Genomic DNA, 26783 nt, shown 5'->3' on the forward strand with positions numbered 1-26783 from the left:
ATTGATATTTTAACGCTCCGCTTAGAGTGGTGGCTAAACCTTGGCTTAAGTTCTTGGTGGTGGCTGGCTTTAGACTCTCGGCAATCTTAGCGTCGTTTTTAAAAAGCTTATGAAAACCGCTCGCTATTGCTTGGAGTTTGTAAATTTAGGGGGTTTGTTAAGGCAGGGGGAGTATTTAGGCAAGGCAAACAGCAAAATTATAGCGAACAATATTTTGGCTAAAGTTTTTAGTATAAAGCTATTTAGCCATGAAAAATGCAATATCTTTAATCTGTCGCTTCAAATCAATTGTTCAAAAAACACGCCACTTAGTATAAAACAAAAAATCCTTGAATCAAGCCCAAGTTTGAGAATTATCGGCTTGAAGTGTTCTTTTTCTTACAATTTTTATCAATGTTAAAATCGCATGCTTTTTGCATGTATTCTTCAGCCTTTTGCTTATCTTTTTCCACGCCTAACCCATACCGATAAGATTCTGACAACCCTTCATAAGCATTAGAAGAACTCATGTCAGCCGCCATTTTATAATAGACAATCGCCTTATCTTTGTCTGGCTCAATCCCCAATTGATCATTCCCGCTATAATAAATATCCCCTAAAAGGATATAAGCTTCTACATTACCCTTATGCATCGCTTTTCTAAAGCACTCTGTCGCTTTCGCATAGTTGCTTGGAACTCCCCTACCCTCCATATACATGATGCCTAAGTTGATATAAGCGTTAGCATAGCCTTTCTCTGTAGCTATTCTAAAATACTCCACGGCTTTCTTTTCATCTTTAGGCACGCCCCTACCCTCTTTATACATCACGCCTAAATTGTTATACCCTCTAGGTATATCGTTATCAACCGCTTTTTGAAAATATTCAGCCGCTTTCTTGTAATCTTTAGGCACACCCCTACCATTTTCATACATGATCCCTAAAAGAACATAAGCAAGCGGCTCGCCATTTTTAATAGCGCTCTTATAAAAAGAAGCCGCCCGCTCGTATTCCTTATTATTATAAGCTTCCTCCCCTTTATAAATAAAATTCCTTTTTTGTTCAAGGTGTTCTGCACCAAGAGCGCTAAATAAACACAAACTTACCAAACAAATCTTCAAGGCTAATTTGCTTGCGTATCCCATTGTTGCTCCTCTGTTATTAATAAGATCAAACATAATGCCATAGCTACCAATCTTAAAAAGAAACTGCATGCGTCCTAGAACTAACAAACATTCTCAAACTCCATTCTGCACACACCATTTAGATCTAGTATCGTCTCTTGTAATGAGAAATTTTACACTATTTTTATAAATCTTAAAACTAATTCAAGACTTTCTCACTAAAAAAGTCCCTCTCCCAAAAAATAAGGCTAAATTAGGATTAAAATTCTTTCCTTGGATCCGTTGATCCATAGAAAACGCTCCCTTTAGTTTTAGGCAAAACTTGGATCGCATTCACATCGCCCATAACCGGCTTAGTAACAATCTGATAGCCCATTTTAGTGAGGTTATCTTTCACATCAGCGGGCATGCCAAACTTTTCAATCCTTAATTCATCAGGCAACCATTGCATGTGGAATCTAGGGGCTGAAACCGCTTCAGAAATATTCATGTTGTAATCAATGACATTAGAAATCACTTGCAACACCGTAGTGATAATCCTAGACCCTCCAGGGCTTCCCACCACCAAAAAAACCTTATTGTTTTTCAACACAATCGTAGGCGACATGGAGCTTAAAGGGCGCTTATTGGCTTCAATCGCATTCGCATCGCCCCCTACCAAACCATAGAGATTAGGATTTCCTGGCTTTATGGAAAAATCATCCATTTCATTGTTCAATAAAAATCCTGCCCCATCAATACTAGCAGCGCTCCCATAAGAAGCGTTAATGGTGTAAGTAACGCTGACTGCATTCCCCCACCTGTCCGCTACAGAATAATGCGTGGTGTTGCTCCCCTCATGCAACTGCCCCATTCCTGGTTTGATTTGAGAGCTTGGCGTAACCGTATCTGGCTGGATAGTGTCAAAAATCTTTTTGGCATACGCTTTATTAATCAATTTATCCACCGGCACCGAAACAAAATCAGAATCTCCCATATAAACCGATCGGTCCGCATAAGCTTGACGCATCGCTTCTGCAGCGATATGGATATTCTTAGAAGCCCCATACCCAAGGGCGCTTAAATCCGCATTTTCCATGACATTTAAAATCTGGATCAAATGCGTGCCTCCCGAACTTGGTGGCGACATAGAAATGATCTTATACCCACGATAACTCCCTACCACGGGTTTGCGCCATTTCACATTGTAACTGGCTAAATCCTCTTTAGTGATAATCCCCCCATTTTTTTTCATGTCTTTCTCAATAAGATCAGCGACCTGCCCTTGATAAAAGCCTTTAGCGCCTAGCGTTTTGATTTGATTCAAAGTCTTGGCTAGATCTTTTTGGACAAACAAATCCCCTTCTTGATAATCAAGATGCCCTTTTTTAAAAAAATACTTTTTGCTAGAACTGTATTTTAAAAACCGCTCCCTTGCTTCTTTTAGGGTTTCTGCTTGTCTTTGTGAAATCGCATAACCATTTTCAGCCAATTTAATGGCAGGATCAATGAGTTGCGATAGTTTTTTGGTGCCGTATTTTTTAAGCATCGCTTCCATGCCTGCCACCGTTCCAGGAACCCCAGCCGCCAAATAGCCATCTTCGCTGAGTTTAGGGACCACATTGCCTTGCTTGTCTAAAAACATGTCTTTAGTGGCTTTTAAGGGGGCTTTTTCTCTAAAATCTAAGGCAACATTTTCGCCATTAGCTAAATGGATAACCGCAAAACCCCCCCCACCAATATTGCCTGCTGCAGGATGGACAACCGCTAGAGCAAAACCTATCGCTACCGCCGCATCAATCGCATTACCTCCCCCTTCTAAAACCTTTTGCCCAATTTCAGTGGCTAGCGGGTGGCTAGAAAGGGCTAACCCCACTTTAGTGTTTTTAATGGGGGGGTAACTCGCTGAACTCAAAGGGCTTAACAACCCCAAAGAGAGCGCTATCACGCCCAAGCCAATCGTCTTTAAAAAACTCCGTCTCATCTGTTTTCCTTTCAATCAGTTACGCTTAAAATTTCGTTGTTATTATAACACAAGCTTTACAAAACACTCTCTCGCTTACCGCTTATATAATACTATTAACCATTATCGTTAATGAGTTTTAAAATAAATAAAGCTTAAAAATAAGTTAAATAAGGCTTATTTGATAAAAACGCTATTGATAAAAATCTTATTGTTTAATCCCCAATAGAGTGTCTATCATCCGATCAATAGCCGTAATGACCTTAGCGTTAGCGGCATAACCGCTTTGAAACTTGATCAAATTCACCATTTCTTCATCCACGCTCACTTGCGAAATAGAGAGTTGCTCTTTTTTAATGGTTTCTAACATGCTCTTTTTAGTGTCCAAAATACGCCCTGATTTTTCAGCGTCCGTGTTGATTTTACCGGTTAAAAATTGATAAAACTCGCTGATTTTCATTGGTTTAATGTCAAACTTGTCGTTATAAAAATCCACGCTGTCGTATTGCAATTGCTGCATCATGTTCGCCACATCAAAATTCCCGTTAATGGGAGCAAGCCATGGGCGGATAGTGGTAGGCTCTTTTTTATATTCTTTATTCAAGCTGATATTAGAAGCGTCATCGCCTTGAAAAAAAGGGTTGAGTTTTAACGCTCCCATAAAATTCGTGCCGTTATCTTTCATAGAGACAAACAACCCTTGCGAAGCGTTTTTAGGCTGGATAACAAATTTTTTAGTCTCATTGTTAAAGCTCGCTGTGAAATAATCATCAAAATCGTTTTCGGTATTGTTGTCTTGATTGTCATCGGTGTTAGCGTTAATGGCTTGGATAATATCGTTCATGGTTGTAATGGGCGTGATAGCAATGGTTTTTCTGGCGATTTCTTTACCATCGGTGTTGTAAGCGATTAAATCAAACGAGCCGTTTTTGATATTGTAATTAGTGTCTTTAAAGGCTTCATCGCTATTAAATTCCACAGGCTCGCCTTCAATATGATGGCTCGCGCTTTGAGCGTAAATCGCATTCGTGGATTCTATCAAACCCCTAGCAAAAGAATCCAACAAATCAATATAATCTTGCAATTTGCCTTTTAAAGTCCCGTTAGAGCCGTCATTATACACATTCAATAACGCCCCCACTTTCCCTTGATTGAGCTTGTCAGTAATATTAGTGAGCTTAAAATCATCGCTTTGAAAATAGATTTGATTCAAACCCCCTTTATTTTCGGACTCTTTAACCATTAAAGGATGGAAAATAGAACCATCAATGATATTGAACCCATGCCCAATGTTAAGGTTATAGCTCTCATCAAAATCCGCTGAGTCTTTATCGGTGAGCGAATGAGTCTTAATGCTGCTTTTAAAAACATTCCCCCCTAAAAGCTCTCGCAAATGAAACTCTAACTCATCTCGCTTATCCCTTAATTCATTCGCATGCTTTAAGCTCTTGTTGTTTTCCACTTCTTTAATGCGTTTATTGATTTGAGCGATTTGAGAACCCAGACTATTGACTTCTTTAATCACGCTTTTTAATTCTTCACTCGCTTTGTGCTGTAAGGTCGTTAATCTTTCTCTGGTGTCTTTAATGTTGTGCGTTAAAGCTTCTGTTTTTTGAGCGAGAGCCTGTTTTTGAGCGGAGTCTTTGGCGTTTTTAGACAATTCTTTCCATGAGTTAAAATAATCTTGCAAATCCGTAAAAAGGCTCGCTTCATCAATATCCGGAAAATACGCGCTCGCTTCTTTTAAATGCGAAAACTCTGTATCGTAATAAGTGTTTTCGTAATTAGCCTTCGTGTAACGAGCAAAAACAAACTCATCATGCACCCTTTCAATGGCTTCTACATCCACGCCCATATTCACATTTTTAGTGCCATACATGTAAGCCGCTTGAGGCTTTGCAATCACGCGCTGACGGCTATAAAATTCATCGCTGGCGTTAGAAATATTATTCCCGGTAACATCCACCATGCTCTGATGGGCTTGCAAGCCGGTGTAAGAAGTGTTGAGTGAAGATAAGATTCCGCCCATTTTACGCCTGCACTCTTAAAAAATGACTCCCCACATGCCTAGAGCCTTTATAATCGCAAGTGTCATGGGGAATGATTTGTTGGATGAGCGAAGAATAAAATTCAGAAACCGCAAATGCCATGCGCGAATAAATCAAGTTTTTTTCTTTCAAAACAAGCAAGGATTCTCGCATTTGGTTTAAAAAATCGCTCGTTTTTTCGTCTAATAATTCACTCATTTCTTTATCAGGGAATTGATTTTTTAAAGACAACATCTGCGCATCTATACCCGCTTTTTCTTGTTCAAAAGCTTGAATCGCTAGCTGTTTTTGATGGTTTCTTTCAAAAATTTCGGCGTGTTTAGCGAGCTTGATGTCTCTTATATCGCGCTCGGTTAAATCAATCAATTCTTTCAATTGGTTTAGCGCGTTTTCTAAATGGGAATGTAAAACGACCATAACAAATCCTTTAGCTCTTGTTTCAGCCATATTCAAGCAAATACTATGCCGTTTTATTTTGGATTTTTCGGTTTGTTGTAAAACTCATTTTCTTAAGGGGATAGGGGGTGTTTTGAAATCATTTTCCCTTTAAATCGCTCTTAACATTTGCTTAGCGATAGCGGCAATCACATTCACGCTCATCGCATTCCCCGCTTGGGATAACAAATGGCTTTCTTTAAAGTTAGGGTTGTCTTTAATCTTAGCGATCAAATCTCTAGGAAACCCTTGTAAAAGCAGGCTTTCAATAGCGTTTAATCTTTTGATTTTGCCTTTTTGGGTATAAAACAAGCCATGCCGAGAAGTCCTTAAGGTAGGAAAAACATTAAAATACAACCTTAAATCAGATTGTCTCGTGTCTAAAACGGCGTTTTCTAAAGTTAAAATATCCTCTAAAAAAACCCGGTTATGGTTGTATCGGTTGCGCAAGTATCTTTGAAATGCAGCGTTATTTGTATCCAAATAGCATTCGTTATCAGCGTCTAAAAAATCCTTAAAACAATAATCATTGGCTAAACCTAAAGGGAAATTAAATGGGCGTTTCAAGTCCTTCCTAAACCCTACGATATAAAGGCGCTCTCTCTTTTGGGCTAATTGGAAATCAGCGCTGTTTAAAATTTGATAATAAGTTGTATAGCCCGCTTCTTGCAAGGCTTTGATAATGGTTTTAAAAGTTTCTTGTTGCTTATGATGGATCAAGCCCTTAACGTTTTCAAGCAAGAAACATTTGGGCTGTTTGACTTTTAAGATACGAATAATCCCATAAATAATCGTCCCTCTTTCATCTTCAAGTCCCTTCCTTTTGCCATTGATAGAAAAAGCTTGACAAGGAAACCCACTAATGAGTGCATCAAAATCGGGCAAATCATTAGGATTGATTCGCATCAAATCCCCAAAATTATGGGTATCTTTAAAAAATAATTCATAAGTTCTAAGGGCTTCATCATTGATTTCGGCATGCCCTACGCATTTTAAATGGCATCGCTCCAAGCCCAAACGGCCTCCACCAATGCCAGAGCAAAAATCCATAAAAGTTAAAATTCCCAATCAATCATTCCTAACACACGACTAAAAACACGCCCTATTTAAAAAAGCAACAAACTCATTTTAAAACACAGAGAAACTAAAATTTAATGAAAAACAAAATCACAACAAGAACAAACCCCCTAGAAATGAAGCCCTTAAACCCCCTAGCTTATCCCCAATAAATCCTGTGCCATTTTGTGAGAAGTCTCATGCAAGTTGATTTTATACTGGTTATTTTCAATCGCTTTCTTGATCTCAGCTACCCTATCAAGAGCGGCCTCATTGTTTTCAACTTTTTCATTCTTTTCCACACGCTTATAATTCCCCAAAGACTGCACCGGAGCAAGAGAAGAAACGGCATTAATCATTGTAAAATCCTTTAATTTGATATTCATTCCATTACAGCAAGTATCGGCAAAAAAGAAAAAAAGTTAATGGATTTTTGAAATCTGTTTTTGCAATTCCTTACCAAATTTCTTGGTGGTGGTGATGGGTTTTTTTCCGGTTTCTGCCACAGAGCCAAACGATTGCGATTGCAAACTTTTAAACATAAAAAACATTAAAAAAATTAAAATATAACAAAATAAAAAAAAGCAAACGGTAGGGAATAGCCAATTCTTGAGGTTAGAACTATTCATGACCTTGCCTTTTTAAACATGCCTATACCTCACTACCCATGCGAACATGAGCAACCACAACCCCCACCTTTCTTTCCGCCATGACCCCCATGACCGCCACAGCAACCTGTCCCACTATCATGGTGTGAAGCTAGAATCTCTTCTTCGCTCACTTCCCTAAAACCTAAAACCTTGAAACGGAACGCTAAAGTTTTCCCGGCTAACGGGTGGTTATAATCCACCATCACATGCGTGTTGCTAAAGTCTTTGATAGTGGCTTGAATGGTTTGATTGTCTTCAGTTTGCCCAAAAACGCTCATGCCTTTTTCTAATTCAATGCCTTCAAATTGATCCCTAGGGACTTCTTGCAAATAACCGCTTTCATAAACCCCATAAGCCTCCTCTGGGGCGATAACAACCTCTTCCCACTCGCCAATTTGAGCCTTTAATACCGCCTTTTCTAACCCTACTATGATTTGATTAGCGCCTATGATAAACTCTAAAGGCTCTTTAGAAATATTACTATCTAGCACATCGCTAGAGCCTTGCTCCCTCACTTCATATTCAATCAAAGCGGCTTGTTTGACTGATTCTAAATCATGGTTTTGCATGGTAGTGTTTCTCCTTGTTTTCTAAGATTTTTTGCGCCATTTTAGCTTGTTCGCCTGAAGGATACAAGCGTTGCAAAGTGTTTAAAAATTTATAATAGTTTTGATCGTCTTTGATTTTTTTAAACGACCATGCCGTATGCCACAAAAGCACAGGCATGTAAGACGCTTTTTGATTTAAAAGAGCGCTCTCTTTGTAATACTTGATCGCTTCTCTGTATCTCTTTTCCCCATAAGCCACTTCTCCAAGCGCATAACGCACATAATAAAGTCTGTAACTATTGGCTTCTAACCACAACAAACGCTCTTTGGCTTCTGCATAGGATTTATTTCTAAAAAAAGACAGAGCTTCTTGAAAGATCTCTTTTTGCTTGGACAAATCTTTATCAAACTCAATTTTTGCCTTTTCTTGGGTTTTTTTCTCTTGGCTTTTGGGCGCGTCGGCTTTTGAAAGGGGGGTCTCATTGGATCGAACGCTTGATTTGAGCGGCTTTTCAGCTTTTTCCTCTTGTTCTTTGAGGGCTTTTTGGATTAAGGCGATTTGTGAAACCAGATCCTGGCTTAACTTGGTCAATAACTCACTCATCTCTTTGTTTTGCTTGTCTAACTGCTGGATAGCTTGCTGGTTAGCGTGGATCTCATTCCTCAAATCCTCTAAAGTTTGCGATTGTTGCTTTAACGTGTTAGCTTGCACTTCTTGCGAGGCTTTTAAGGCTCGCAAGGATTCTTCTTGGGAAAGGATAGCGTTATTGAGATCTTTAATCTTATTAGCCTGCCCCTCATAAACGCTCCTCAAACCCTCTTGAGCTTGAGTGTTAGCCTCCACTTGCGAATGGATTTTGGTCAAAATATTAGAAAAATTCTTGCTATTGACTTGCAACTGCTTGAGTTCTTTTTTAGTAGCTCCGCTTTGCAAATCAAACGCTGAAGGCTCCCCATTGAGAAAAAAGGGAGCGATAAAAGGGATAAAAAAAAGCCTTTTCATCCTAGAATTACTTCACTAATTTGACATCCACTCTTCTGTTTTCTCTGTAGCATTCTCTAGTTTTTTGGATGCATTTGGGTTTGGTTTCGCCAAAACTGATGGTTTTGATCATATCTTTTTCTACCCCTTTAATGACTAAAGCGTTTTTCACGCTCAAAGTCCTTTTAACGCCAAGTGCTTGGTTGTATTCGCTAGAGCCAAATTCATCGGTATTGCCTTCCAAAAGCACTTGCATGTGGTTTTCTTTAGCTTTTTGCACGATCTCATCTAAAGTCTCTTGATCGGATTCTTTGATCTCATACTTGTCAAAATCAAAATAAATAGAAGCAATGATAGTCCCGCTTTCAATAGCCGGCTTTTCTTCAACCACTGGAGCTGGCTCCTCTTTAGGCTCTTCTTTCTCTGGAGCTGGTTCTGTAGTAACAGGTGCAGTCTGAACCGTTTTAGCGCTCACATCGCCAGCCACAGTCTTATTATCCATTTTATGACTACAGCCAGCTACCAATAAAAAAGCTACCAAGAAACTAAATACAGAAGATCTCTTCATTATAAATTCTCCAAAAATAAAATTTCAATGAATGTAAATATTAACTCACATTCGCTTAATTTAACCTTACCAATCAAAGGCTTGTATTTTCACATTCTTTAAAGGGAATAAAAAACTCTGGTTATAGTCTAGCAAAATAAGCCCCATGGCGTATTCTTGGGGTGTCTTTTTGATATACATGATATTTCTCCCATCCGTAGAAAAACGAGGCATCTGGTTAGAGCCATTCACGGTAAGTCTGCGGATATATTTGCTGTTTAGAGTGATCAGATTCAAATTAAACACCGTTTTGCCAAATTCATTAAGATTTTCCCGGCTCACATACACAATACTATCTTTATAAGCGTCAATGGATTCATTGCTTCTTCCTTCATAAAGGAGTTGCTCCGCGCTCTCTTTTAAGCCCAATTTCTTCATGTAGATGTTAGGATAACCGGATCTATCCGAAACAAAAGCCATAGACTTGTCATCTTCTAAAAACACTCCTGAGACATCTATCCCAGGATAGCGCGTTATTTTAGTTTTAGTTTTTTTATGCGTGTCATACAAATACACATCCGGTTGGCCATCAGGGGCTAAAGACATTAAAATTTTAGAGCCATCAGAACTCACGCTAGAGACCACAGCCATTCCTTGAGAGCTAGCGATATTCTCATGAGTGGCTTTTTGAATGTTGTATTTTAAAATCATGGGCGTTCTTTCGCCATACTGCGTGTAATAAAACTCCGTTTGCTCAGCGTTCGCCCATTTAGGGAAAATATTGAGTCGGTTGTTTTTGATGATTTCTTTTTGATAACGCATCGTATAATCGGCCAGTGCGATATTTGTGATTCCTGGTCCAATGTATTTAGAGAAAACAATAAGGCGCTTCATCCAAGCGATAGAAGGGGCTTTTAAATAATCGTTCACCACAATGGCCATGTTGTGCGCTGCAAAAGGGTATAGATCTAAACTTACAATGGGGTAGTCAAAAGTCTTTTTGAGCGTTCCTGTATCCACATCATAAAGTTTTAATCGTGAAATTTTATTGCCGTTTTCTACCGCCACGCTCACAAGCGCTACAAGATGGACTTTTTTATCCTTGAGTTCTGCGTAATTGATAGCGCCTTGCTCTTTGTTTTGAGAAACATCAAAATGCTGGCTAGTCTTTAAATCGTTCACTAAGACTTCATGCAATTTTAAAGCGTAATTGGCATCGTTGTCTATGGAGTAGCGCACTTCAATCTTAGGAAGTTTTTGAATGGTTTTAATAATATCTAGCGTTTTATCTGTTGCAAAAAGCCCTATAGTGTATATTAAAAAAAGCCATAAATACCTCATTGTTCTTCCTTGGTCGTAAAATTAACTTTAATAGAAATCATGTTTCCTCCAGGATATGGGGGGAAATCCACTTTCTTTAAATCATCTAAAAGGGTCATCACGCTCTTGTTATAATCCTTAAAATCAGAGTAGCTAAGAATGGTATAATCAAACTCCCCATCTTTAGTGATCATAATCAACGCACTCACTGAAGCCTTGTGATAAAAAACGCCCCTCCAACCTTTATATAAAATTTGATAGATTTGAGCATACCATTTTTGATAGGCTTTTTCATCAACCCCATCTTGTTTAGGGACTTGCAAATCTAAAGTCTTGTTTTTAACGCTTTCTAATTTTTGCGTGAATTGATTCAAATTTTGTTGCAAACCTTTCAACATCTCTTGGTTTTCTTGGTTTTGTTTCAAGCGTTGTTGCTCTCTTAAACGCCTTTGTTCTTCTTCTTGTTCATTTTTTTGCTCGTCTTTTTGGGCGTTTTTGTCTGTCTTTTCTTGAAAATCATTGAGTGAAGAAAAAATATCTTCAAGGCTTTCTTCAGGCTCTTCTTTGGGTTCTTCTTTAGGCTCTAAAAAATCGCCCTGTTTTTCCGTTACTTTTTCAATTTTTTCATTCTTTTTCTCGCTTGGCAGATCTTCTAAATTCAAGTCAATGGCTTGTTCGTCCTTTTTATTTAAATCTAAAAGGATTTTCTCTGCTTCTTTATTATGCCTTTCTAACAACAAACTATATAATAACAAAGCATAGAGCAAGAACGCTAAAAAGCCAGAAAGAACAAAAATCGCGCTCTTACTCATGCAAATTGGCCCTACTTTTTAAGGACTTGTGATTAAAGAAACTTTTAAAAAACCCGCTTCTTTAATCGTTTTTAACAAATAAATCACTTTGTCATAAGTTAATCGTTTGTCCGCGCGGATACTAACCCTAGTATCTTTATCGTATTTCTTAGAAAGCAAGTTGAAAGTATCCGGGAAGGAGTTGTATTCATAGGTTTGACTATCTATATAGATTTTTGCGTCTTTATCCATGCGGATCTCTATCACTTTATCTTGAGTGGCTCTAGCAGTTTTTGAACCAGAAGGCAAAGCAATCTCTTCTTTATAAGTGAGAGTGGGCGTCGTTACCATAAGAATAGCCAATAAAACAAGCATCACATCCACTAAGGGCGTGATATTGAGTTCTGGTTTGTCTTCATCCCAATAGTTATCATAATTCATAAAAACCTTCTAACTCCCTATTTAAGATATTTATAAAATCCCCTTAAAAGCTTTCTTTTTTAGAAGACAAAATATCCACTTGCATCTGCACATAAACCGATAAATCATACACCTTGCGTTTTAAAATCAAGTAAAAAGAATAGGCTGGAATGGCCGCTAAAATCCCTGCAGCGGTGGCAATAAGAGCCTTAGAAATAATGGGCGCGATCACCCCAAAAGAAGCTTGACCCAACGCGCCCAAATTGTTAAACGCTTCTAAAATTTCAACCACCGTTCCAAACAAGCCAATAAAGGGGGCTGTAGAAGAGATGATGCTCAACACCACTAAACCCGTCGTGCTTTGTTTAAGAACTTGATGTTTCCAAGCCTGCAACAATTCATTAGAATACCTTTTGGTTTCATCATTTCTTTTTTTATTAAACATAAAATGCTCTGGAGCGTCTTGCGCTCCATTAAGAATGTTAGACAAAGATTGCATCTCGCGCCTGAGTTCAATCTTTAACACAATGCTTTTATACAAAAACACCCATAAAGTCATCACCAAATAAAGCGAAATCCAAACTAAAACAAGCGTGGTAACAAACCCGCTCTTATTGAAAAAATAAACGATTGAATCTAACATGATTATCCCCTTAAAGAGACTCAATCTTAGCCAGCACGCTAGAGACAGCTAACCTGTCAGAGCTTGCGTCCTCTAAAAGCTTTTTAGCCCTAGAGATAGCATCATCTCTGTCGTCTGATTCTTTTTTAATAAAGACCGCCCCATCGGCTAAAATATCCACCCGTTCATTAGTGACTTCTGCATAGCCCCAATTGATCGCAATGTGCTCTTTTTGGTTTTCGGTTTCAATCTCAACCACTCCCGCCTGAAGCAAAGTGATCATGTTGCTATGCCCATAAAGCACCCCAAATTCCCCTTCAACTCCTGGCAACACAACGCTTTTAACCTCTCCTGTATAAACTTCCCCCTCAGGAACTACCACACTAATTTTCAACAAAGCCATCACAAAACCCTTAGGAATTTTTCATGTTTTTAGCTTTTTCTAAAACCTCTTGAATGCTGCCCACCATGTAAAATGCGTTCTCGGGAATATGATCGTATTTACCTTCTAAAATCCCTCCAAAGCCCTCTAAAGTCTCTTGGAGAGTCACATACTTACCGGGACTTCCCGTAAACACTTCAGCCACAAAAAACGGCTGGGATAAAAACTTCTCAATTTTTCTGGCTCTCTCAACAATCTTTTTATCCTCTTCGCTCAATTCGTCTAAGCCCAAAATCGCAATAATGTCTTGCAAATCCTTGTATTTTTGCAAAACTTGCTGGATACCGGTAGCGATTTCATAGTGCTTCTCGCCGATCATTTGAGGGCTTAAAATCCTTGAAGTGGAATCCAAAGGATCAACTGCTGGATAAATCCCTTTTTCAGCGATCTTTCTATTCAACACCGTAGTCGCATCTAAGTGCGCAAACACCGAAGCAGGGGCTGGGTCAGTCAAGTCGTCTGCTGGCACATACACCGCTTGAACGGAAGTGATAGAGCCATTTTTAGTGGAAGCGATGCGCTCTTGCAGTTTCCCCATTTCCCCGGCTAGCGTGGGCTGATACCCCACGGCTGAAGGGATACGGCCTAGTAGCGCACTCATTTCCGCACCGCTTTGAGCGTATCTAAAGATGTTATCAATGAACATCAACACATCTAAGCCCTTTTCATCACGGAAATACTCCGCCATTGTCAAGCCGGTGAATGCGATGCGATTCCTTGCGCCTGGTGGCTCATTCATTTGCCCATAGCACAGCGCGACTTTGTCTAAAACGCCCCCTTCTTTCATCTCAAAATACAGATCATTCCCCTCTCTGGTGCGCTCCCCCACACCCGCAAACACTGAATACCCGTTATGCTTATAAGCCACATTGTGGATAAGCTCCATAATGATCACCGTTTTCCCCACGCCAGCCCCACCAAACAAGCCTACTTTACCGCCTTTAGAATAAGGTGCGAGCAAATCAATGACTTTAATGCCGGTTTCAAACATTTCTGTTTTAGTGCTTTGCTGTTCAAAACTAGGGGCTTTCCTGTGAATGGGCCAAGTTAAGGACGGCTTAAGCGGCTCTAAATTGTCAATGCTCTCGCCCACAACATTAAAAATACGCCCTAACACTTCTTCGCCCACAGGCACTTCAATCATTTTGCCACGAGCCTTCACCACTTGGTTACGCACTAAGCCTTCTGTCATATCCATAGCAATCGCTCGCACCCGATTGCCGCCCAAATGGGCTGCCACCTCTAAAACTAAAGATTTTTGAGTGCCATTGACTTCAAAATTAATGTCTAACGCTTCAAAAATCGCCGGCAGATAGGATTCAAATTCCACATCTACCACAGGGCCTAAAACCTGAATGATTTTACCTTCCATCGCTTTCATCGCTCCTTATTTTAATGTAATTTTTATTTTAGGGCTTCTACACCAGCATTGATTTCTACTAGCTCGGTCGTAATCGCCTCTTGTCTGGCTTTATTATAAGAAATGGTTAAAGTCTTAACCAAGTCTTTAGCGTTATTCGTCGCTGTATCCATAGCCTGCATTCTAGCGCTATGCTCTGCGGCCAAAGAATCAATCAAAGCGTAGTATAAACTATACTCCACATATTTTTCTGCTAAAGAGTCTAAAATTTCATCTTCACTCCCGCTTGGCTCACTAGTAATAGTCTCTTGCGTCTCACTAGGCTGGGGGTTTTGGTGGATGATTTTATACCCAATAGGCAAAATTGTTTTGACTCTTATTTCTTGAGTGATCATGTTTTTAAAGCCATTATGAATGATGATCACCTTATCGGTTTTCCCACTCAAATAATCCTCTACCACTTTTTTCATGAATTCCTGCGCGCGTTCATAATTAGGCATAGAACTCAAATTATTGATCTTGTCTAAAACCTCTATCCCGTTAAAGCTAAAATACTCATTACCCTTTTTACCAATACCGCGCAAACGCACTTTAATGTCTTTTTCTTTGTATTCATTCGTGCATGCTAAAACTTTTTTAATGGTATTGGTGTTAAAGCCCCCACAAAGCCCCTTATCAGCTGTGATAAAAATAATATCCACTTTTTTGATTTCAAGTCTTTCTAGTTCCCTAAAATACTTGCTTTGAATGTCTTCAATCCCTTGATTTTTCATCTTGGATAGCACATCATCAAACACAGCGTCTAGCTTCAATGCATACGCTCTGGAATTTCTTGCAACTTCTTCGGCCTTTCTTAGCTTGGAAGTGGAAACGAGTTTCATCGCATGCGTGATTTTTTGCGTGTTTTTAACGCTTCCAATTTTCTTTCTAATGTCTCTTAAATTCGCCATATTCTAGCCGTCTCCTACTCGCTATAAGTGAGCTTGAATTCCTCTAAGACTTTTCTTAGCATGGCTTCTAAATCCTTATCTAGCGCTTTTTTAGTGTGGATTTCTTCTAAAACTTGGGGGTATTTTGCTTCCAAGAAAGGGTGCAGTTGTTCTTCAAAATCCACGACTTTTTTCACGCTCACGCTGTCTAAAAAGCCCTTAGCCCCAGCGTAAATAATGACCACTTGCTTTTCAATCGGTAAGGGCGAATAAGGGGCTTGTTTCAGCACTTCCACCATGCGTTGCCCCCTTTCTAATTGCTTTTTACTCGCTTCATCTAAATCAGAAGCGAATTGCGTGAAGGCTTGCAACTCTCTGTATTGCGCTAAATCCAGGCGCAAAGTCCCTGAAACCTGCTTGGTCGCTTTGATTTGAGCGGCCCCTCCAACCCTTGAAACCGATAAGCCCACATTGATAGCCGGGCGGATTCCTGAATAAAACAAATCCGTTTCTAAGAAAATTTGCCCGTCTGTAATAGAAATGATATTCGTAGGGATATAAGCTGAAACATCGCCCGCTTGAGTTTCCACAATAGGGAGTGCGGTCAAAGAGCCGGCACCCTTTTCATCGCAAAGTTTAGCCGCTCTTTCTAAAAGCCGTGAGTGGATATAAAACACATCTCCAGGAAAAGCCTCTCTACCTGGGGGTCTTCTCAAAATCAAAGAAATTTCTCTGTAAGCGACAGCATGCTTACTCAAATCATCATAAATGATTAGGGCATGGCGGGCATGATCTCTAAAGTATTCCCCCATAGCCACACCTGAATAAGGGGCTAAATATTGCATCGCAGCTGAATCTGAAGCCGAAGCGTTGATCACGACGCTGTATTCCATCGCTCCGTATTCTTCTAATTTGCGGACCACTTGCGCGACAGTGGATTCTTTTTGCCCAATAGCCACATAGATACAGATCACATTTTGCCCTTTTTGGTTAATGATCGCATCGATCGCTACGGTGGTTTTACCGGTTTGTTTATCCCCAATGATCAATTCCCTTTGCCCGCGCCCAATAGGCACCAACGCATCAATGGCTTTAATGCCAGTTTGTAAAGGCTCATGCACAGATTTTCTGTCCATAATGCCCGGGGCTTTTTGCTCTATTAGGCTAAACTCATTCGTTTCTATCTCGCCCTTACCGTCAATAGGCTCACCCAAAGCGTTCAACACGCGCCCCACAACCGCATCGCCAACAGGAACTTTCATCAAACTCTTCGTGCGTTTAACGCTAGTCCCCTCTTTAATATTATTGCCAAAACCAAACACAATCACGCCAACGCTATCTTCTTCTAAGTTAGCCGCAACGCCTTTATCCCCTGTTTCAAACTCCAGCACTTCATACGACATCACACCATTTAAGCCATAAACCTTAGCCACACCATCAGCGTATGAAACGACTTTTCCTACTTGAGCCATATCGCAATCAAGTTCAAAATTCTTGATTTTTTCTTCAATAACCGAGCTGATTTCTTCCAATTTTAGTTGGGACATTATCTTTATCTCCTTAGATTGATTAAATGGATTGAATAACCTGTTTTTCTATCTTTTTTAAAATATCTTCTTTAGAAAAGCCTATTTCTAAATCTAGGCTTGAAACGCTCAAAGAAATCCCCTTTTTAGACCAAGTGTCTTGAGCGATTTCTACAGGAGCGTTAAAACGAGCTTGCAATTTTTGTTGCACGGCTTCTAGTTCATTATTTTCAAGCTTTTGTGGGACTAAAAGCGTGGCTTCTAAAGTCCTTTTAGAATCAAAGGACAGCTCTTCAGCGACTAATTCTAGCATGTCAAGCCGGTTATTTTTTAACGCCACTTCCATTACAGGCTTTAAAATTGAACATGCTTTTGTGGGAGTTATTTTTTCTACAATTTCAAATACAACCTCTTTTTTAACTTTTAAAGAAACATGGGCTAACACTTGATGGAGTTTGTGCAATTTTATAGCTTCTGCTAAATTTTTAAGCCCTACGACAATTTCTTCCAATAACGCTAAATCGCCTTTAGTGTGGTTTTTCAACGCCTTAGCGTAATGCTTAGAGATCACTTTTAAATCTTGCATTTAAAGCCTTTGTTTCAAAATATTCACGCAATCTTGCACATTGAAAGACACTTTTTTGCTCTCTCTTAGATCTTTAAAAACGCTTTCAACCAGCTCTCTTTTGATCTTTTTAACTTCTAAATCCATCAACGCCTTAGAATTTTTGATCAAATTTTCCACATCCATTTTGGTTTGCAATTCGTATTTTTGCGTGATCGTGTAAGCTTCTTTATTCGCATCAGAAATAATCAATTCCGCTTTTTCTTTGGCTTGCTCTAATTCTTTTAAGAGTTTTTTCTTATTTTCTTTACTCACTTTGAGTTGGGCTTGAATCTCTTCTAAGCGTTTGGAGATTTCAAGGCTTTTGGAGCGTAAAAATGAACGCAGTTTTTTAGCCAAAAAATACCACAAAATCCCTACAAATAAGAGAAAATTTAAAGAACGCTCTATAATATCTGTTTGTGAAATATCCAATCCAGTAGCACACAAAGGGCTTAAAAGGATCAAAAACCCTAACACCATTTTAACTAAAAACATCCATCAACTCCCTAAACCCATAGCCACACGCTTGTTTAACTCGTCTTCAAATACCGGCATTTGCGCTTGCAACTGCTCTTTTAGCACTTGCTTTTCATTTTGTAATTGCTTTGCAAACGCTTCAAACTCTTGATTGAGTTCGTTCTCTTTTTGCTTGATCACAGCGTCATAGGACTCTGTGGCTTTTTGAATCGCTTCTGCTATCATTTCCCTACGCTTTTCAGCGGCTTCTTTAAGAAGAGTCTCAATTTGATGGCCAATCTCCACGCTTTGGGCATTATCCGTTTTGATTTTAGCCAAGCTGTCCTTTATCTCTGCCTGTCTGTTATCCATAAAAGCCAACAAAGGCCTATACACCCAAACATTCATCGCCCACAACAATAACACAAACACCACAAAAACGACCGCCATTAAATAGGGGTTAACCGATATATTCATAACCTATTTCTTTCCTAAAATCCTACAAAATATTTGAAACTCGCATTTGTTATAAAAACATTAACTCTATCTTAACAAAAAATCGCTTAAAATTTGAGAATATTCAAGCGTTAAGACATCATTTTTTTCATAAAAGCCTCTAAAAGAGAATTTTCATAACATCGTAAAACTATTTTATTCCCTTTCAAAGCCGCTTTAAGCTTGTAATGATCCCACAAACTTTGATTAAAGCGTTCTAATTCATCTTCAGCGATGAGCGTTTGGGTTTCTTTGAAACCATGTTTTTTATTGTCAAAATTTGCGTTTATTTTAAAATCACGCGCTAAATCTTCTGTCTGGCGCACGCTGAGTTTCTGCCCTATGATGGAATTTAAGATCAATTCTTGTTTTTCTTCATCTAAACCTACCAAGACTTTTGCATGCCCTGAAGTGATTTTTTCTTCTAAAAGAGCGTTTTGAACTTTAGAAGAAAGCGTCAATAAACGCATGATATTAGCCACATGAGCTCTGGATTTTTTAACGATTTTAGACAGCTCTTCTTGGGTCATTTGATAGCTTTCAAGCAATTCTTTATACGATCTAGCCAATTCTAAAGGGTTTAAGTCTTCTCGCTGGATATTTTCAATCAAAGCGACTTCACGCATTTTTTCTTGCTCAATATCCACAACAATCGCTTTAATCGTGGGCATTTTAGCCAATTTGCTCGCTCTTAAGCGCCTTTCGCCTGCGATCAAATGATAACGCCCGTTCTCACTCACCACTAAAACCGGCTGCAACAAACCATGTTCTTTAATGGATTGCGCTAATTCTTCTAAAGAATCTTCGCTAAAGATTTTTCTGGGCTGGTAAGGATTAGGCATCACCTCATCAATACCAAGCTCCACAACCCGATTCGCTCTTTCATACAGCCCTTGCTCATACACTTCATTGATTTCAGGGAAAATATCCGCTAAACCCCTACCCAACACTTTATTTTTTGCCATATGCTACCCTTGAAGAATGCTTTGAGCTAATTTTTGATAAGCGATACTGCCATTAGATTTAATATCATAGAGCAAAATGGGCTTACCAAAGCTAGGCGATTCCGCTAATTTCACGCTTTTAGGGATCATAATATACTCGCCTGTAACCGAATCTCTAAAAAATTCTGAGTCAAAATACTTGAACAATTCCGCTAAAACCCCTTTTGTCAAATTGAGTTGAGGGACATGCATTGTAGGTAAAAAACCTCTGATTTTGAGCTTAGGGTTCGTGCTTTTTTGCAACATTCTAATGGTGTTAAGCAATAATTTAGTGCCTTCAAGGGCGAAAAATTCGCATTGAATGGGAATGATCACCGAATGGGCTGCTGAAAGCGAATTGATCGTGAGAGGCCCAAGAGCTGGCGGGGAATCAATAATAATATAATCATAAAGCTTTACCACGCTCCCTAAAGCGTTTTTGAGCATGAGCTCGCCTCGTTTATTCTCATCTTGGCTGTCATAAAAGGTTTTTTCAAACCCGGCTAAACCCAAATTAGAAGGCACTAAATCCAAAAAAGGCATTTGGGTTTTTAAGATCACTTGAGAAATTTGCTTACGGCCAATCAGCACATGATAAATATCATAATCAATTTTATCGCGCCTAAAACCCAAGCTTGAAGTGGCGTTAGCCTGGGGGTCAAAATCAATCAACAAGATTTTTTTTTCATGCACCGCTAAAGAAGCCGCTAAATTGACCGCTGTTGTCGTTTTGCCCACACCTCCTTTTTGATTGGCCACTGCAATGATTTCATTCATCATACTCACATCCTATCATAAATCTTACCTTTAATACAAATACGGCCGTCTTCTAACAATTCCGCATCTTTCAAACTCACCGCTTCGCCGCAATCATTATGGAAGTTAAAAGAGTTGCTTCTATGAAATTCTAACGCATACTTACTTAAAACTTCCCCCCAAAACAGATTTTCTTCTATTTTTTTTAAAAAGCCCTCTATAATCCAATCGTCGCTTGCGCCAATATCTAAACATGCCCATTTTGTTGAAACCCTATTCACGCCAATCCCACACACCCGCATGCCTTTATAAATATTAACCAGCACGCCCCCTATTTTTTGACCCCCCAAATACAAATCGTTAGGCCATTTAAGCCAGGCTTGAGAGCCTAATTCTTTTAAAACCTCTTTGAATAAAAACCCCAAATACAAAGCGTTCGCTTGCATGGGCAAATCTTTAGGCAAATCGCTTGCGTTTAAAGCGAGCGAAAAAGTCAAAGCGCTTTCCACGCCCTCCCAAATATTCCCCCTACTGCCTATCCCAGTGCTTTGGTTTTTAGCCAAGACTAAAACAGGGGCTTTGAATTCGTTATTTTTGAGTTTTTCTAAAAGATAGGTTTGCGTGGAAGGCAGGCTCTCAAAAACCCTTTTTTCACATTGTCTCATGCCAAAATACCGCCCGCTTTCAAACGCTTGCCATTCAAATAATCCTTCGCTTTCAAAGGCTTTTTACCCACCGCTTGCAACCTTGCTATACGCACGCTACCCTTCAAACAACCCACAAGAACGCCTTTTTCATCAATTTCTAAAATCTCGCCTTCCTTGTGGCTCTTTTCATTCTCCACCAACTCCACTTCTAAAAGTTTAAGGCTGTTTTCTAAAAAGATTTCTGGCCAAGATTTAAACGCAAGCGATTTTAAAAACAAGCTTTTAGCGTCTTTAAAACCCACTAAACCATCGGCTTTAGTGATTTTTTTACAAAAACTAGCCTGCATGTGATCTTGAGGTTTTCTTGTGATGGAAGAGAAATTTTTGAGCGTTGAAAGAAGTAAATCCGCTCCCATATGCGCTAATTTTAAACTTAAAGCGTCTAAATCCAAATAATCTTCTCTCAAAAAAGAAGCGCTTTCTAAAATATCCCCGCTATCCAACTCCAAATCCATAAGCATGGTGCTTATGCCATAAATCCTATCGTCATTGAGTATCATCTCATGAATGGGCGAAGCCCCCCTGTATTTAGGCAATAACGACGCATGCAAATTAATGCAAGGAGCGATGGTTAAAACCTCTTTAGGCAAAATCTTACCATAAGCCACCACCACGATAAAATCAGGCTTCAAGTCTTTTAAGATTTGAACTTCAGGCTCTTTCAAACTTTGCGGTTGGAAAATGGGGATATTTAAATGATTTTCTAAAATGTATGTTTTAGTCTCTGGGGCTTTCAATTCCTTTTTACGCCCAAAAGGTTTATCCATTTGAGTGAATAGCCCCACCACTTCTATGTCTTTATCTCCAACTAACGCCCTTAAGATCACTTCAGCAAACCCCGGCGTTCCCATAAATACGATGCGCATGTTATTCCTTGTTTTTAATCTAGCTCTTTTATTCCCATCATCATTTTAAAATGAGCTCCATGACCGGTTTCTTTAAATATTTTTTCAAAAACTTTTAAATATGTCTCAATACTTGTATCTTGACTTTGCACAAACAAATCATCTGAAATCCCATGAGAGCCATCATTAAGCCATGAAATGAAAGAATTGCACACTCGTCCTTCTTCAATATTTTCAAAACATTTACTCAAGCTGTCATTATGTTTAAAACCGCCTAAAATCCTAAAGTAATACTCAATAATTCTTCGCATAACATTTTGTAAAGACACCCAAGAAGCATTATTTTCTTTTGCTTGTTTTACTTCCTGCCATAGCAATTCATAGGAATTTTTAATAGGATTTTCTTTATAATCTTTAATTTTTGAAACATTATTATCCTTTTTAATTATCCAAAAAGAATATTTCCCTTGATAGCATTTTAAATCATGTTCTAATGTAATTTCCTTGTAAAAATATGTGTTGTGGGTTAGTATAATAATTTGCTTGATATTTGTTTTTTCTTTCATGGTTCCTTTCATAAGATCCTTAACTAAAACACTCACCATAAACAATATATTGCTATCCAAACTTGAAATAGGATCATCAATCACTAAAACCTTATTCTTTGATATATCGTTCTCTTTTAAAGAGCCTTCTACTAAATGATAATAATATAAGAAAGTGATGAAAGTAACTTCACCTTCGCTCAGTGTTTCTCCCACTAATTGACCATCTTCTCTTTGAATACGATAAAATTTTTCATCTTCAGTGCATGCCAAACTAAAATTCGTGAATCCATACCCTTTTAAAAGCGTATTGATTTCATTGACAATGGGCTTTATGCTTACCATGTTTTTTTCTAATTCCTTAATTTCATTTTCTAATTTCTTTACCTTTTCTTGATTTTCACTAATTTCTTTCTCTAAATTGTTTATTCCTTTCTCCAAACCGCAATACTTTTTATTATATTCTTGTATATCACTTTTAAATTCATTGATTAGAAATTTCCAAGTTTGTTCCTTACAACTCTTTTTCTGTTTTTCAATATCCTTTATCATCTCATTATAATTGGCTATTTGCTCATTAGCCTTTTTAATCAAATCTCTAACTGCGTCTATCTCGTTTTTATTGCTATCAAGCTTAAAATTTCTGCTCATTTCTTTACTTTTATCAATCATCTTTTGCTGATTCCCATTGATTTTACTTCTCAAGGTTTCAATAATTCTTTTCAAATTTTCTGTATCTAGTTTAGTTTGTGAATTATTCTGCTCCGTTTTAACAATCTTATCAAGTCGCTCCAACGCTTCAGCGGTTTTGTTTGTGTAGTCTTCTTTCATTTTTTTGATTGTGTCAGTGGATTCTTGATAACTTGTATCAAAATAAGATTCTAGTTGTTTTTTAAATTCTTCAGTAATGGTTTCTTTTTGACAGAAAGGGCATATACTATTATCTTTTACATATTCTCTACCTTGAGCTACCCAATCCTCATTGCTTAATTTTTTTATTAAATCTGCAATGGTTACATCACCACTCCCTACAATTTTTTGTTCCCAAATAGAATGGTTTTCAATAGAATCAAAATCTGTTAAATCGCATTCCAATAACGCCAATTCTGTTTGGTTTTCACCAAAAACAATCTCAATTTTTTCCTTTAATTTTTCTAACCCTACTATTTTGCTTTGATTGTATTTATCGTTTTCAAATTCCTTAAGGATTTTTTCTTTAAACTTCTCTTTACGCTTAAAACCTTCTAGCGTTTCTTTAAAATCCTTTTCAAATTTTTTATAAAGCTTTTCCCAGCAACTATCAGCAAAATCCTTTTCTTTCCATTCCTTTTCTTGTGTGATTTTTTTCAAGCTTGCTTCATTTTTTATTTTCTTTTCATTCTCTTTGTTTATTAATTCTTTCTTGCTCTCAATTTTTTCTAAATTCTCGTTTGTTTTTTTACCGAGCGTAAAAATGCCTTTAACTTGAGAGTTTCTCAATTGCTCTTCTTTAAATTGCTTGTTATAAACTTCAATCTTTAAACTCTCATTGTTATACCATGCTATTTTGCTATTAGCAAACTTGTCTTCAATCCCATTTTCAGCTATATTTTTTAAAAAACTAGAAGTGGTTGTCTTACCGCTCCCATTAGCCCCATAAATAAAGTTAATAGACTTTAAATTTTCAAAACTCGCCCCATTTTCATCAAAAGTTGCCACCTTTTTTAATGAGATTTGAGAAATCCCACTGCTTACATTCTGCTGTTGTTTGTCTTTATTGCCCATATTTTCTCCTAATATTACCTCAAAGCATACCACAAAGACTAAAACTAATCCTCTAAATCCCCCTCATCATACCCAAGCTCCAACGCCTTCACTTGCCCTATCGCATTACCCGCAATGCCCTTGATAGAGCCATACATGTTAATCGTGCCCTCAAACACTTTGTCAATTTGTTTTTCCCTGCTTTTCCAGATCCTAGCCATCGCGCGTTTTTCGCTTTCTAAATCCGCTCTCAATTGCTCAAACCCCTCTATAATCGCATTCACTTGCATAGAAAATTCAGAGCTTGTCAAATAATGATAGAGCAGATTCACTTTATCGCCCTTATTTTCCTGACTTTTTTTAGCCAAACTCACTTGAATAACCCCCTCTCTTAACACCGCGCTCAACCCCTTAAACTCTTCAAACGAACACACCCACACCCCTTCAAATAACCCCATCCTCTCCATCTCTTTAGGCAACGCTTCACTCACAATGACCCCCACATCAGCCCCAATCTCTCGCATGTCGCTTTTAAGCTTTTCCACCCAAGCTTTTTGAAATTCTTTAGTGCGTTTGCTCTCATAATAAATTTTCCCGCAATTTTGAAATTCCCTAGTATGCACCACTTGAATGCAATCGCCCCCTCTTTGCCCTTTTTTAATCTCTTCAACACTATCTAAGGGGAATTTTTGCTTCAAAAACTCTTCAATCGCCAATTCCTGCACCTCGCCTTGGAATTGCTGCGAGCTTAACTCCGCCTTTCTTTGAGCGTTTTTCAACTCGTTTCTTAACATTTCTAATTGCTCTTCTTGCTGCTTGAATTTCAATTCGTTTTTTTCATGCAAGGCTTTTTCTATTTTTTCCCTTTCCAGATCCAATTTCTCATTCAATTTTTTTTCATTCTCCGCTTTCAATCGGCTCTCTGCTTCGTTATTTTCTCTTTTGAGCCTTTCAATTTCCGCTTCTTTCTGGTGCAATTCCTGAACTTGTTTGGACTTCTCGTCTAATTCTTTTTGCAACAATTCCAAGCCCTTTTGCTGCTCTAAAAAAGCGTTTTTTCTGGCTTCTTCAATGATCTTAGCCCTTTCATCTTGCAAGGCTAGTGCGCTCGCTTGTTTGACCGCCTCATCAAATTGAGCCTGTTGCTCTTTCTCTCGCTCTTTTAGAGCCTCTTCTTTTTGCTCTAACATTTTAAGATGAGTGTGATACTGCACTCTTTTTTCATTCATCTCTTTTTCAAATTCTTTTTGCTGGGCTAAAAACTTATTTTGATTTTCTCGCTCAATCTGTTTGTATAGCACTTCACTCACATTAATTGGTGCTTGACACTTGGGGCATTTAAAAGGAATGGTCTGATTTTCTTGCATGGTTTTCCTTTAAGATTTGATTTTTTATATTTTATAACAGAATGGGATCAATTTAACTTAAGCAGGTTTTATCCAATAAGTTCACGTAAAATAGGGCTTTAAACAAGGCAAAAATGCCTTTCGCATAAAAACTACATTATAAATGAAGAAAATGAAGCAATTGAGATAATGATCGATCAGTTGCAAGTTGTCCCAAAAGCGCAAGTTTTAAGGAACAATACGATGGGAAGAAGTCTTGCATTAGCATTACAAAAGGTATCTATCCCTAGACCCGCATCGGCGCATAGAGCTTTACTTCTCAATTATTTTTTAGAACAAGTTATTTTACAAAATATAAAAACAATTGCTTTTGGAGGTATTATCAAACTCAACCCACACAATGAAAATCCCCTATTAAAACCCTACAGTGCATTTATTGCACTCTCTTGCGCTCAATTCCATTATTCGGGCATGCGCCTAATTGCCCCCTATGAAAACGATTTTATTATTTTTGAATTATTGCATTGCATTGATTTTCAAGCGCGTAATTTTGAACGCCAACAACTTGTTCAATTAGATCCGAAAGGAATTACAACCCAAATCCTTGAACTCCTAAAACCCTAGAAATACAGGGCGTTAAAAAATCAAGAATAACCCCTACTCCCTTATATGCATTTCACAAAAAATAAAACTTAACACGCAAGAAATCAAAAACAAGCAAATCAAAAACAAGAAACAAAACAAGCAAGAAATGAAGGATAAGATAAAGATAAGGCTTAAAAAAATAAAACCCAACGACCAAACCCCACTAAACCCCCTTAAAAACAACAAACCCACTAAACGTTAAGAAGCAAGAAAAACTAAAAACATGAAACCAAACATTAAAACATAAGAATTAAAACGCAATAAGTAAGGAATAAGAAATTAAAACCCAAGAAGTAACAAGTAAAACTCCAACACAACAGCCACAAACCACAAGCAGTAAAAAACCTTAAGAACACAAAGAAACAAGAATCAAAAAGTCCAAACATAAGAATTAAGAAAGTCCAACACTAAATCCAACACTCAAACAAAAGAAATGAGATTTAAGAAAAATAAAACACAAACACGAAACACAATCAAATCAAAATCAAACTAAATAAAAAGCAAGAAGTAAAAACCATAAGCAGTAAGAAACCAAAATCAAGCAAGCAAAAGACAAGGTGAAACAACAAACTAAGATTATAAGCAGTAAAAAACCTTAAGAACACAAAGAAACAAGAAGCAAAACACCAAAACTAAAACTTTAATATTAAATCGTAAAAAACAAAAAGTTAAACATAAGAATTAAAACGCAATAAGTAAAAAATAAGAATGGAAAAAAACAAGAAGTAAGATTTAAGAAATCCAATACAAATAAGCAAGAAATATTAAAAACAAACAAGAATTAAAAAGTTTAAGCAAAAAATAAGAAAAAATCAAGAAGTAAAAAAGAAAGAATAAGCTCAATCTTTCAAAACTAAGCAAAAGAAGTTCTTTTGTCAGGTAATACTCTTGGCTTTTAACAAGCGAATGTTAAAAGCTTTTCTCTAGAAAGGAG

29 protein-coding genes and 1 pseudogene are annotated in these 26783 nt (G+C 38.0%); 2 read left to right on the forward strand and 28 right to left on the reverse strand.

Annotated elements, in window-relative coordinates; all coding sequences use genetic code 11:
- The first annotated feature begins 109 nt into the window (after window positions 1-109).
- Window positions 110-350: pseudogene (locus H7N69_RS08140) on the forward strand (hypothetical protein).
- Between the two features lie 3 nt (window positions 351-353).
- Here the strand turns inward: H7N69_RS08140 and H7N69_RS07505 are convergent.
- From H7N69_RS07505 to H7N69_RS07635, 27 genes are all read right to left on the reverse strand, one after another.
- Window positions 354-1124, reverse strand: coding sequence for an HP1117 family Sel1-like repeat protein (locus H7N69_RS07505; protein ID WP_187885312.1), 771 nt, complete (start codon window positions 1122-1124; stop codon window positions 354-356).
- Window positions 1125-1362: 238 nt separating this feature from the next.
- Entirely contained in the window at window positions 1363-3066 is a 1704-nt protein-coding gene (gene ggt, locus H7N69_RS07510; RefSeq protein WP_187885313.1) for a gamma-glutamyltransferase, read from the reverse strand.
- Between the two features lie 187 nt (window positions 3067-3253).
- Window positions 3254-5074 carry a flagellar hook-associated protein FlgK gene (gene flgK / locus H7N69_RS07515; protein WP_187885315.1) on the reverse strand — a complete coding sequence of 607 codons (1821 nt, stop codon included), beginning with the start codon at window positions 5072-5074 and terminating at the stop codon, window positions 3254-3256.
- A 1-nt stretch (window position 5075) separates the two neighbouring features.
- On the reverse strand, window positions 5076-5510 hold the full coding sequence (locus H7N69_RS07520; protein ID WP_022576361.1) for a hypothetical protein: 435 nt from the start codon (window positions 5508-5510) through the stop codon (window positions 5076-5078).
- A gap of 129 nt (window positions 5511-5639) precedes the next feature.
- On the reverse strand, window positions 5640-6596 hold the full coding sequence (gene dcm, locus H7N69_RS07525; protein WP_187885317.1) for a DNA cytosine methyltransferase: 957 nt from the start codon (window positions 6594-6596) through the stop codon (window positions 5640-5642).
- A gap of 143 nt (window positions 6597-6739) precedes the next feature.
- Window positions 6740-6943 (reverse strand): flagellar biosynthesis anti-sigma factor FlgM, encoded by a 204-nt coding sequence (locus H7N69_RS07530; protein ID WP_001864146.1) that lies wholly within the window; start codon window positions 6941-6943, stop codon window positions 6740-6742.
- 63 nt (window positions 6944-7006) lie between these two features.
- Window positions 7007-7213, reverse strand: a complete 207-nt coding sequence (locus tag H7N69_RS07535) for a hypothetical protein (protein ID WP_078243730.1) — start codon at window positions 7211-7213, stop codon at window positions 7007-7009.
- A gap of 32 nt (window positions 7214-7245) precedes the next feature.
- The gene (locus H7N69_RS07540; protein WP_001179345.1) at window positions 7246-7803 is read right to left on the reverse strand and encodes an FKBP-type peptidyl-prolyl cis-trans isomerase; all 558 of its coding nucleotides are present in this window, start codon (window positions 7801-7803) and stop codon (window positions 7246-7248) included.
- Window positions 7790-8785, reverse strand: a complete 996-nt coding sequence (locus H7N69_RS07545; protein ID WP_187885319.1) for a tol-pal system YbgF family protein — start codon at window positions 8783-8785, stop codon at window positions 7790-7792. The genes H7N69_RS07540 and H7N69_RS07545 overlap by 14 nt, the downstream gene beginning before the upstream one ends.
- Window positions 8786-8792: 7 nt before the next feature.
- A complete protein-coding gene (locus H7N69_RS07550; protein ID WP_187885321.1) occupies window positions 8793-9332 on the reverse strand; it encodes an outer membrane protein Omp18 in 540 nt (179 codons plus the stop codon).
- 66 nt (window positions 9333-9398) lie between these two features.
- Complete coding sequence (tolB, locus tag H7N69_RS07555) at window positions 9399-10652, reverse strand: Tol-Pal system protein TolB (RefSeq protein ID WP_187885323.1); 1254 nt, start codon at window positions 10650-10652, stop codon at window positions 9399-9401.
- On the reverse strand, window positions 10649-11443 hold the full coding sequence (locus tag H7N69_RS07560; RefSeq protein WP_187885325.1) for an energy transducer TonB: 795 nt from the start codon (window positions 11441-11443) through the stop codon (window positions 10649-10651). Before H7N69_RS07560 ends, tolB begins: the two co-directional genes overlap by 4 nt.
- Window positions 11444-11461: 18 nt before the next feature.
- Window positions 11462-11863 carry an ExbD/TolR family protein gene (locus H7N69_RS07565; RefSeq protein WP_001105112.1) on the reverse strand — a complete coding sequence of 134 codons (402 nt, stop codon included), beginning with the start codon at window positions 11861-11863 and terminating at the stop codon, window positions 11462-11464.
- Window positions 11864-11906: 43 nt separating this feature from the next.
- Window positions 11907-12485: a MotA/TolQ/ExbB proton channel family protein gene (locus H7N69_RS07570; protein ID WP_000887328.1), complete on the reverse strand. Its 579-nt coding sequence runs from the start codon at window positions 12483-12485 to the stop codon at window positions 11907-11909.
- A 10-nt stretch (window positions 12486-12495) separates the two neighbouring features.
- Window positions 12496-12867, reverse strand: coding sequence for an ATP synthase F1 subunit epsilon (atpC, locus tag H7N69_RS07575; protein ID WP_001196331.1), 372 nt, complete (start codon window positions 12865-12867; stop codon window positions 12496-12498).
- Between the two features lie 10 nt (window positions 12868-12877).
- Complete coding sequence (gene atpD, locus H7N69_RS07580; RefSeq protein WP_015644767.1) at window positions 12878-14278, reverse strand: F0F1 ATP synthase subunit beta; 1401 nt, start codon at window positions 14276-14278, stop codon at window positions 12878-12880.
- Between the two features lie 32 nt (window positions 14279-14310).
- A complete protein-coding gene (gene atpG, locus H7N69_RS07585; protein WP_000002184.1) occupies window positions 14311-15216 on the reverse strand; it encodes an ATP synthase F1 subunit gamma in 906 nt (301 codons plus the stop codon).
- Between the two features lie 14 nt (window positions 15217-15230).
- Window positions 15231-16742, reverse strand: coding sequence for a F0F1 ATP synthase subunit alpha (gene atpA / locus H7N69_RS07590; RefSeq protein WP_000080532.1), 1512 nt, complete (start codon window positions 16740-16742; stop codon window positions 15231-15233).
- A 22-nt stretch (window positions 16743-16764) separates the two neighbouring features.
- On the reverse strand, window positions 16765-17307 hold the full coding sequence (locus H7N69_RS07595) for a F0F1 ATP synthase subunit delta (RefSeq protein WP_033585512.1): 543 nt from the start codon (window positions 17305-17307) through the stop codon (window positions 16765-16767).
- Window positions 17308-17823, reverse strand: coding sequence for a F0F1 ATP synthase subunit B (locus tag H7N69_RS07600; protein ID WP_077643583.1), 516 nt, complete (start codon window positions 17821-17823; stop codon window positions 17308-17310).
- 3 nt (window positions 17824-17826) lie between these two features.
- Entirely contained in the window at window positions 17827-18261 is a 435-nt protein-coding gene (locus H7N69_RS07605) for a FoF1 ATP synthase subunit B' (protein WP_001027603.1), read from the reverse strand.
- A 110-nt stretch (window positions 18262-18371) separates the two neighbouring features.
- Window positions 18372-19244 (reverse strand): ParB/RepB/Spo0J family partition protein, encoded by an 873-nt coding sequence (locus H7N69_RS07610; RefSeq protein WP_001107344.1) that lies wholly within the window; start codon window positions 19242-19244, stop codon window positions 18372-18374.
- A 3-nt stretch (window positions 19245-19247) separates the two neighbouring features.
- Window positions 19248-20039: a chromosome partitioning ATPase Soj gene (soj, locus tag H7N69_RS07615; RefSeq protein ID WP_001877067.1), complete on the reverse strand. Its 792-nt coding sequence runs from the start codon at window positions 20037-20039 to the stop codon at window positions 19248-19250.
- A gap of 5 nt (window positions 20040-20044) precedes the next feature.
- Window positions 20045-20683: a biotin--[acetyl-CoA-carboxylase] ligase gene (locus H7N69_RS07620; protein WP_187885327.1), complete on the reverse strand. Its 639-nt coding sequence runs from the start codon at window positions 20681-20683 to the stop codon at window positions 20045-20047.
- Window positions 20680-21591 (reverse strand): methionyl-tRNA formyltransferase, encoded by a 912-nt coding sequence (fmt, locus tag H7N69_RS07625; protein WP_187885329.1) that lies wholly within the window; start codon window positions 21589-21591, stop codon window positions 20680-20682. Before fmt ends, H7N69_RS07620 begins: the two co-directional genes overlap by 4 nt.
- 14 nt (window positions 21592-21605) lie before the next feature.
- The gene (locus H7N69_RS07630; protein WP_000526980.1) at window positions 21606-23879 is read right to left on the reverse strand and encodes an ATP-binding protein; all 2274 of its coding nucleotides are present in this window, start codon (window positions 23877-23879) and stop codon (window positions 21606-21608) included.
- A 44-nt stretch (window positions 23880-23923) separates the two neighbouring features.
- Window positions 23924-25225: a DUF2130 domain-containing protein gene (locus H7N69_RS07635; RefSeq protein WP_165559050.1), complete on the reverse strand. Its 1302-nt coding sequence runs from the start codon at window positions 25223-25225 to the stop codon at window positions 23924-23926.
- A gap of 168 nt (window positions 25226-25393) precedes the next feature.
- Between H7N69_RS07635 and H7N69_RS07640 the strand changes: the two genes are divergently transcribed.
- Window positions 25394-25828: a hypothetical protein gene (locus H7N69_RS07640; RefSeq protein WP_187885331.1), complete on the forward strand. Its 435-nt coding sequence runs from the start codon at window positions 25394-25396 to the stop codon at window positions 25826-25828.
- 33 nt (window positions 25829-25861) lie between these two features.
- Here the strand turns inward: H7N69_RS07640 and H7N69_RS08145 are convergent, their stop codons facing one another.
- Window positions 25862-26041, reverse strand: coding sequence for a hypothetical protein (locus tag H7N69_RS08145; RefSeq protein WP_077654679.1), 180 nt, complete (start codon window positions 26039-26041; stop codon window positions 25862-25864).
- Window positions 26042-26783 lie beyond the last annotated feature (742 nt).

The organism is Helicobacter pylori, assembly GCF_014497725.1.
Taxonomy (GTDB): Bacteria; Campylobacterota; Campylobacteria; order Campylobacterales; family Helicobacteraceae; genus Helicobacter; species Helicobacter pylori_DE.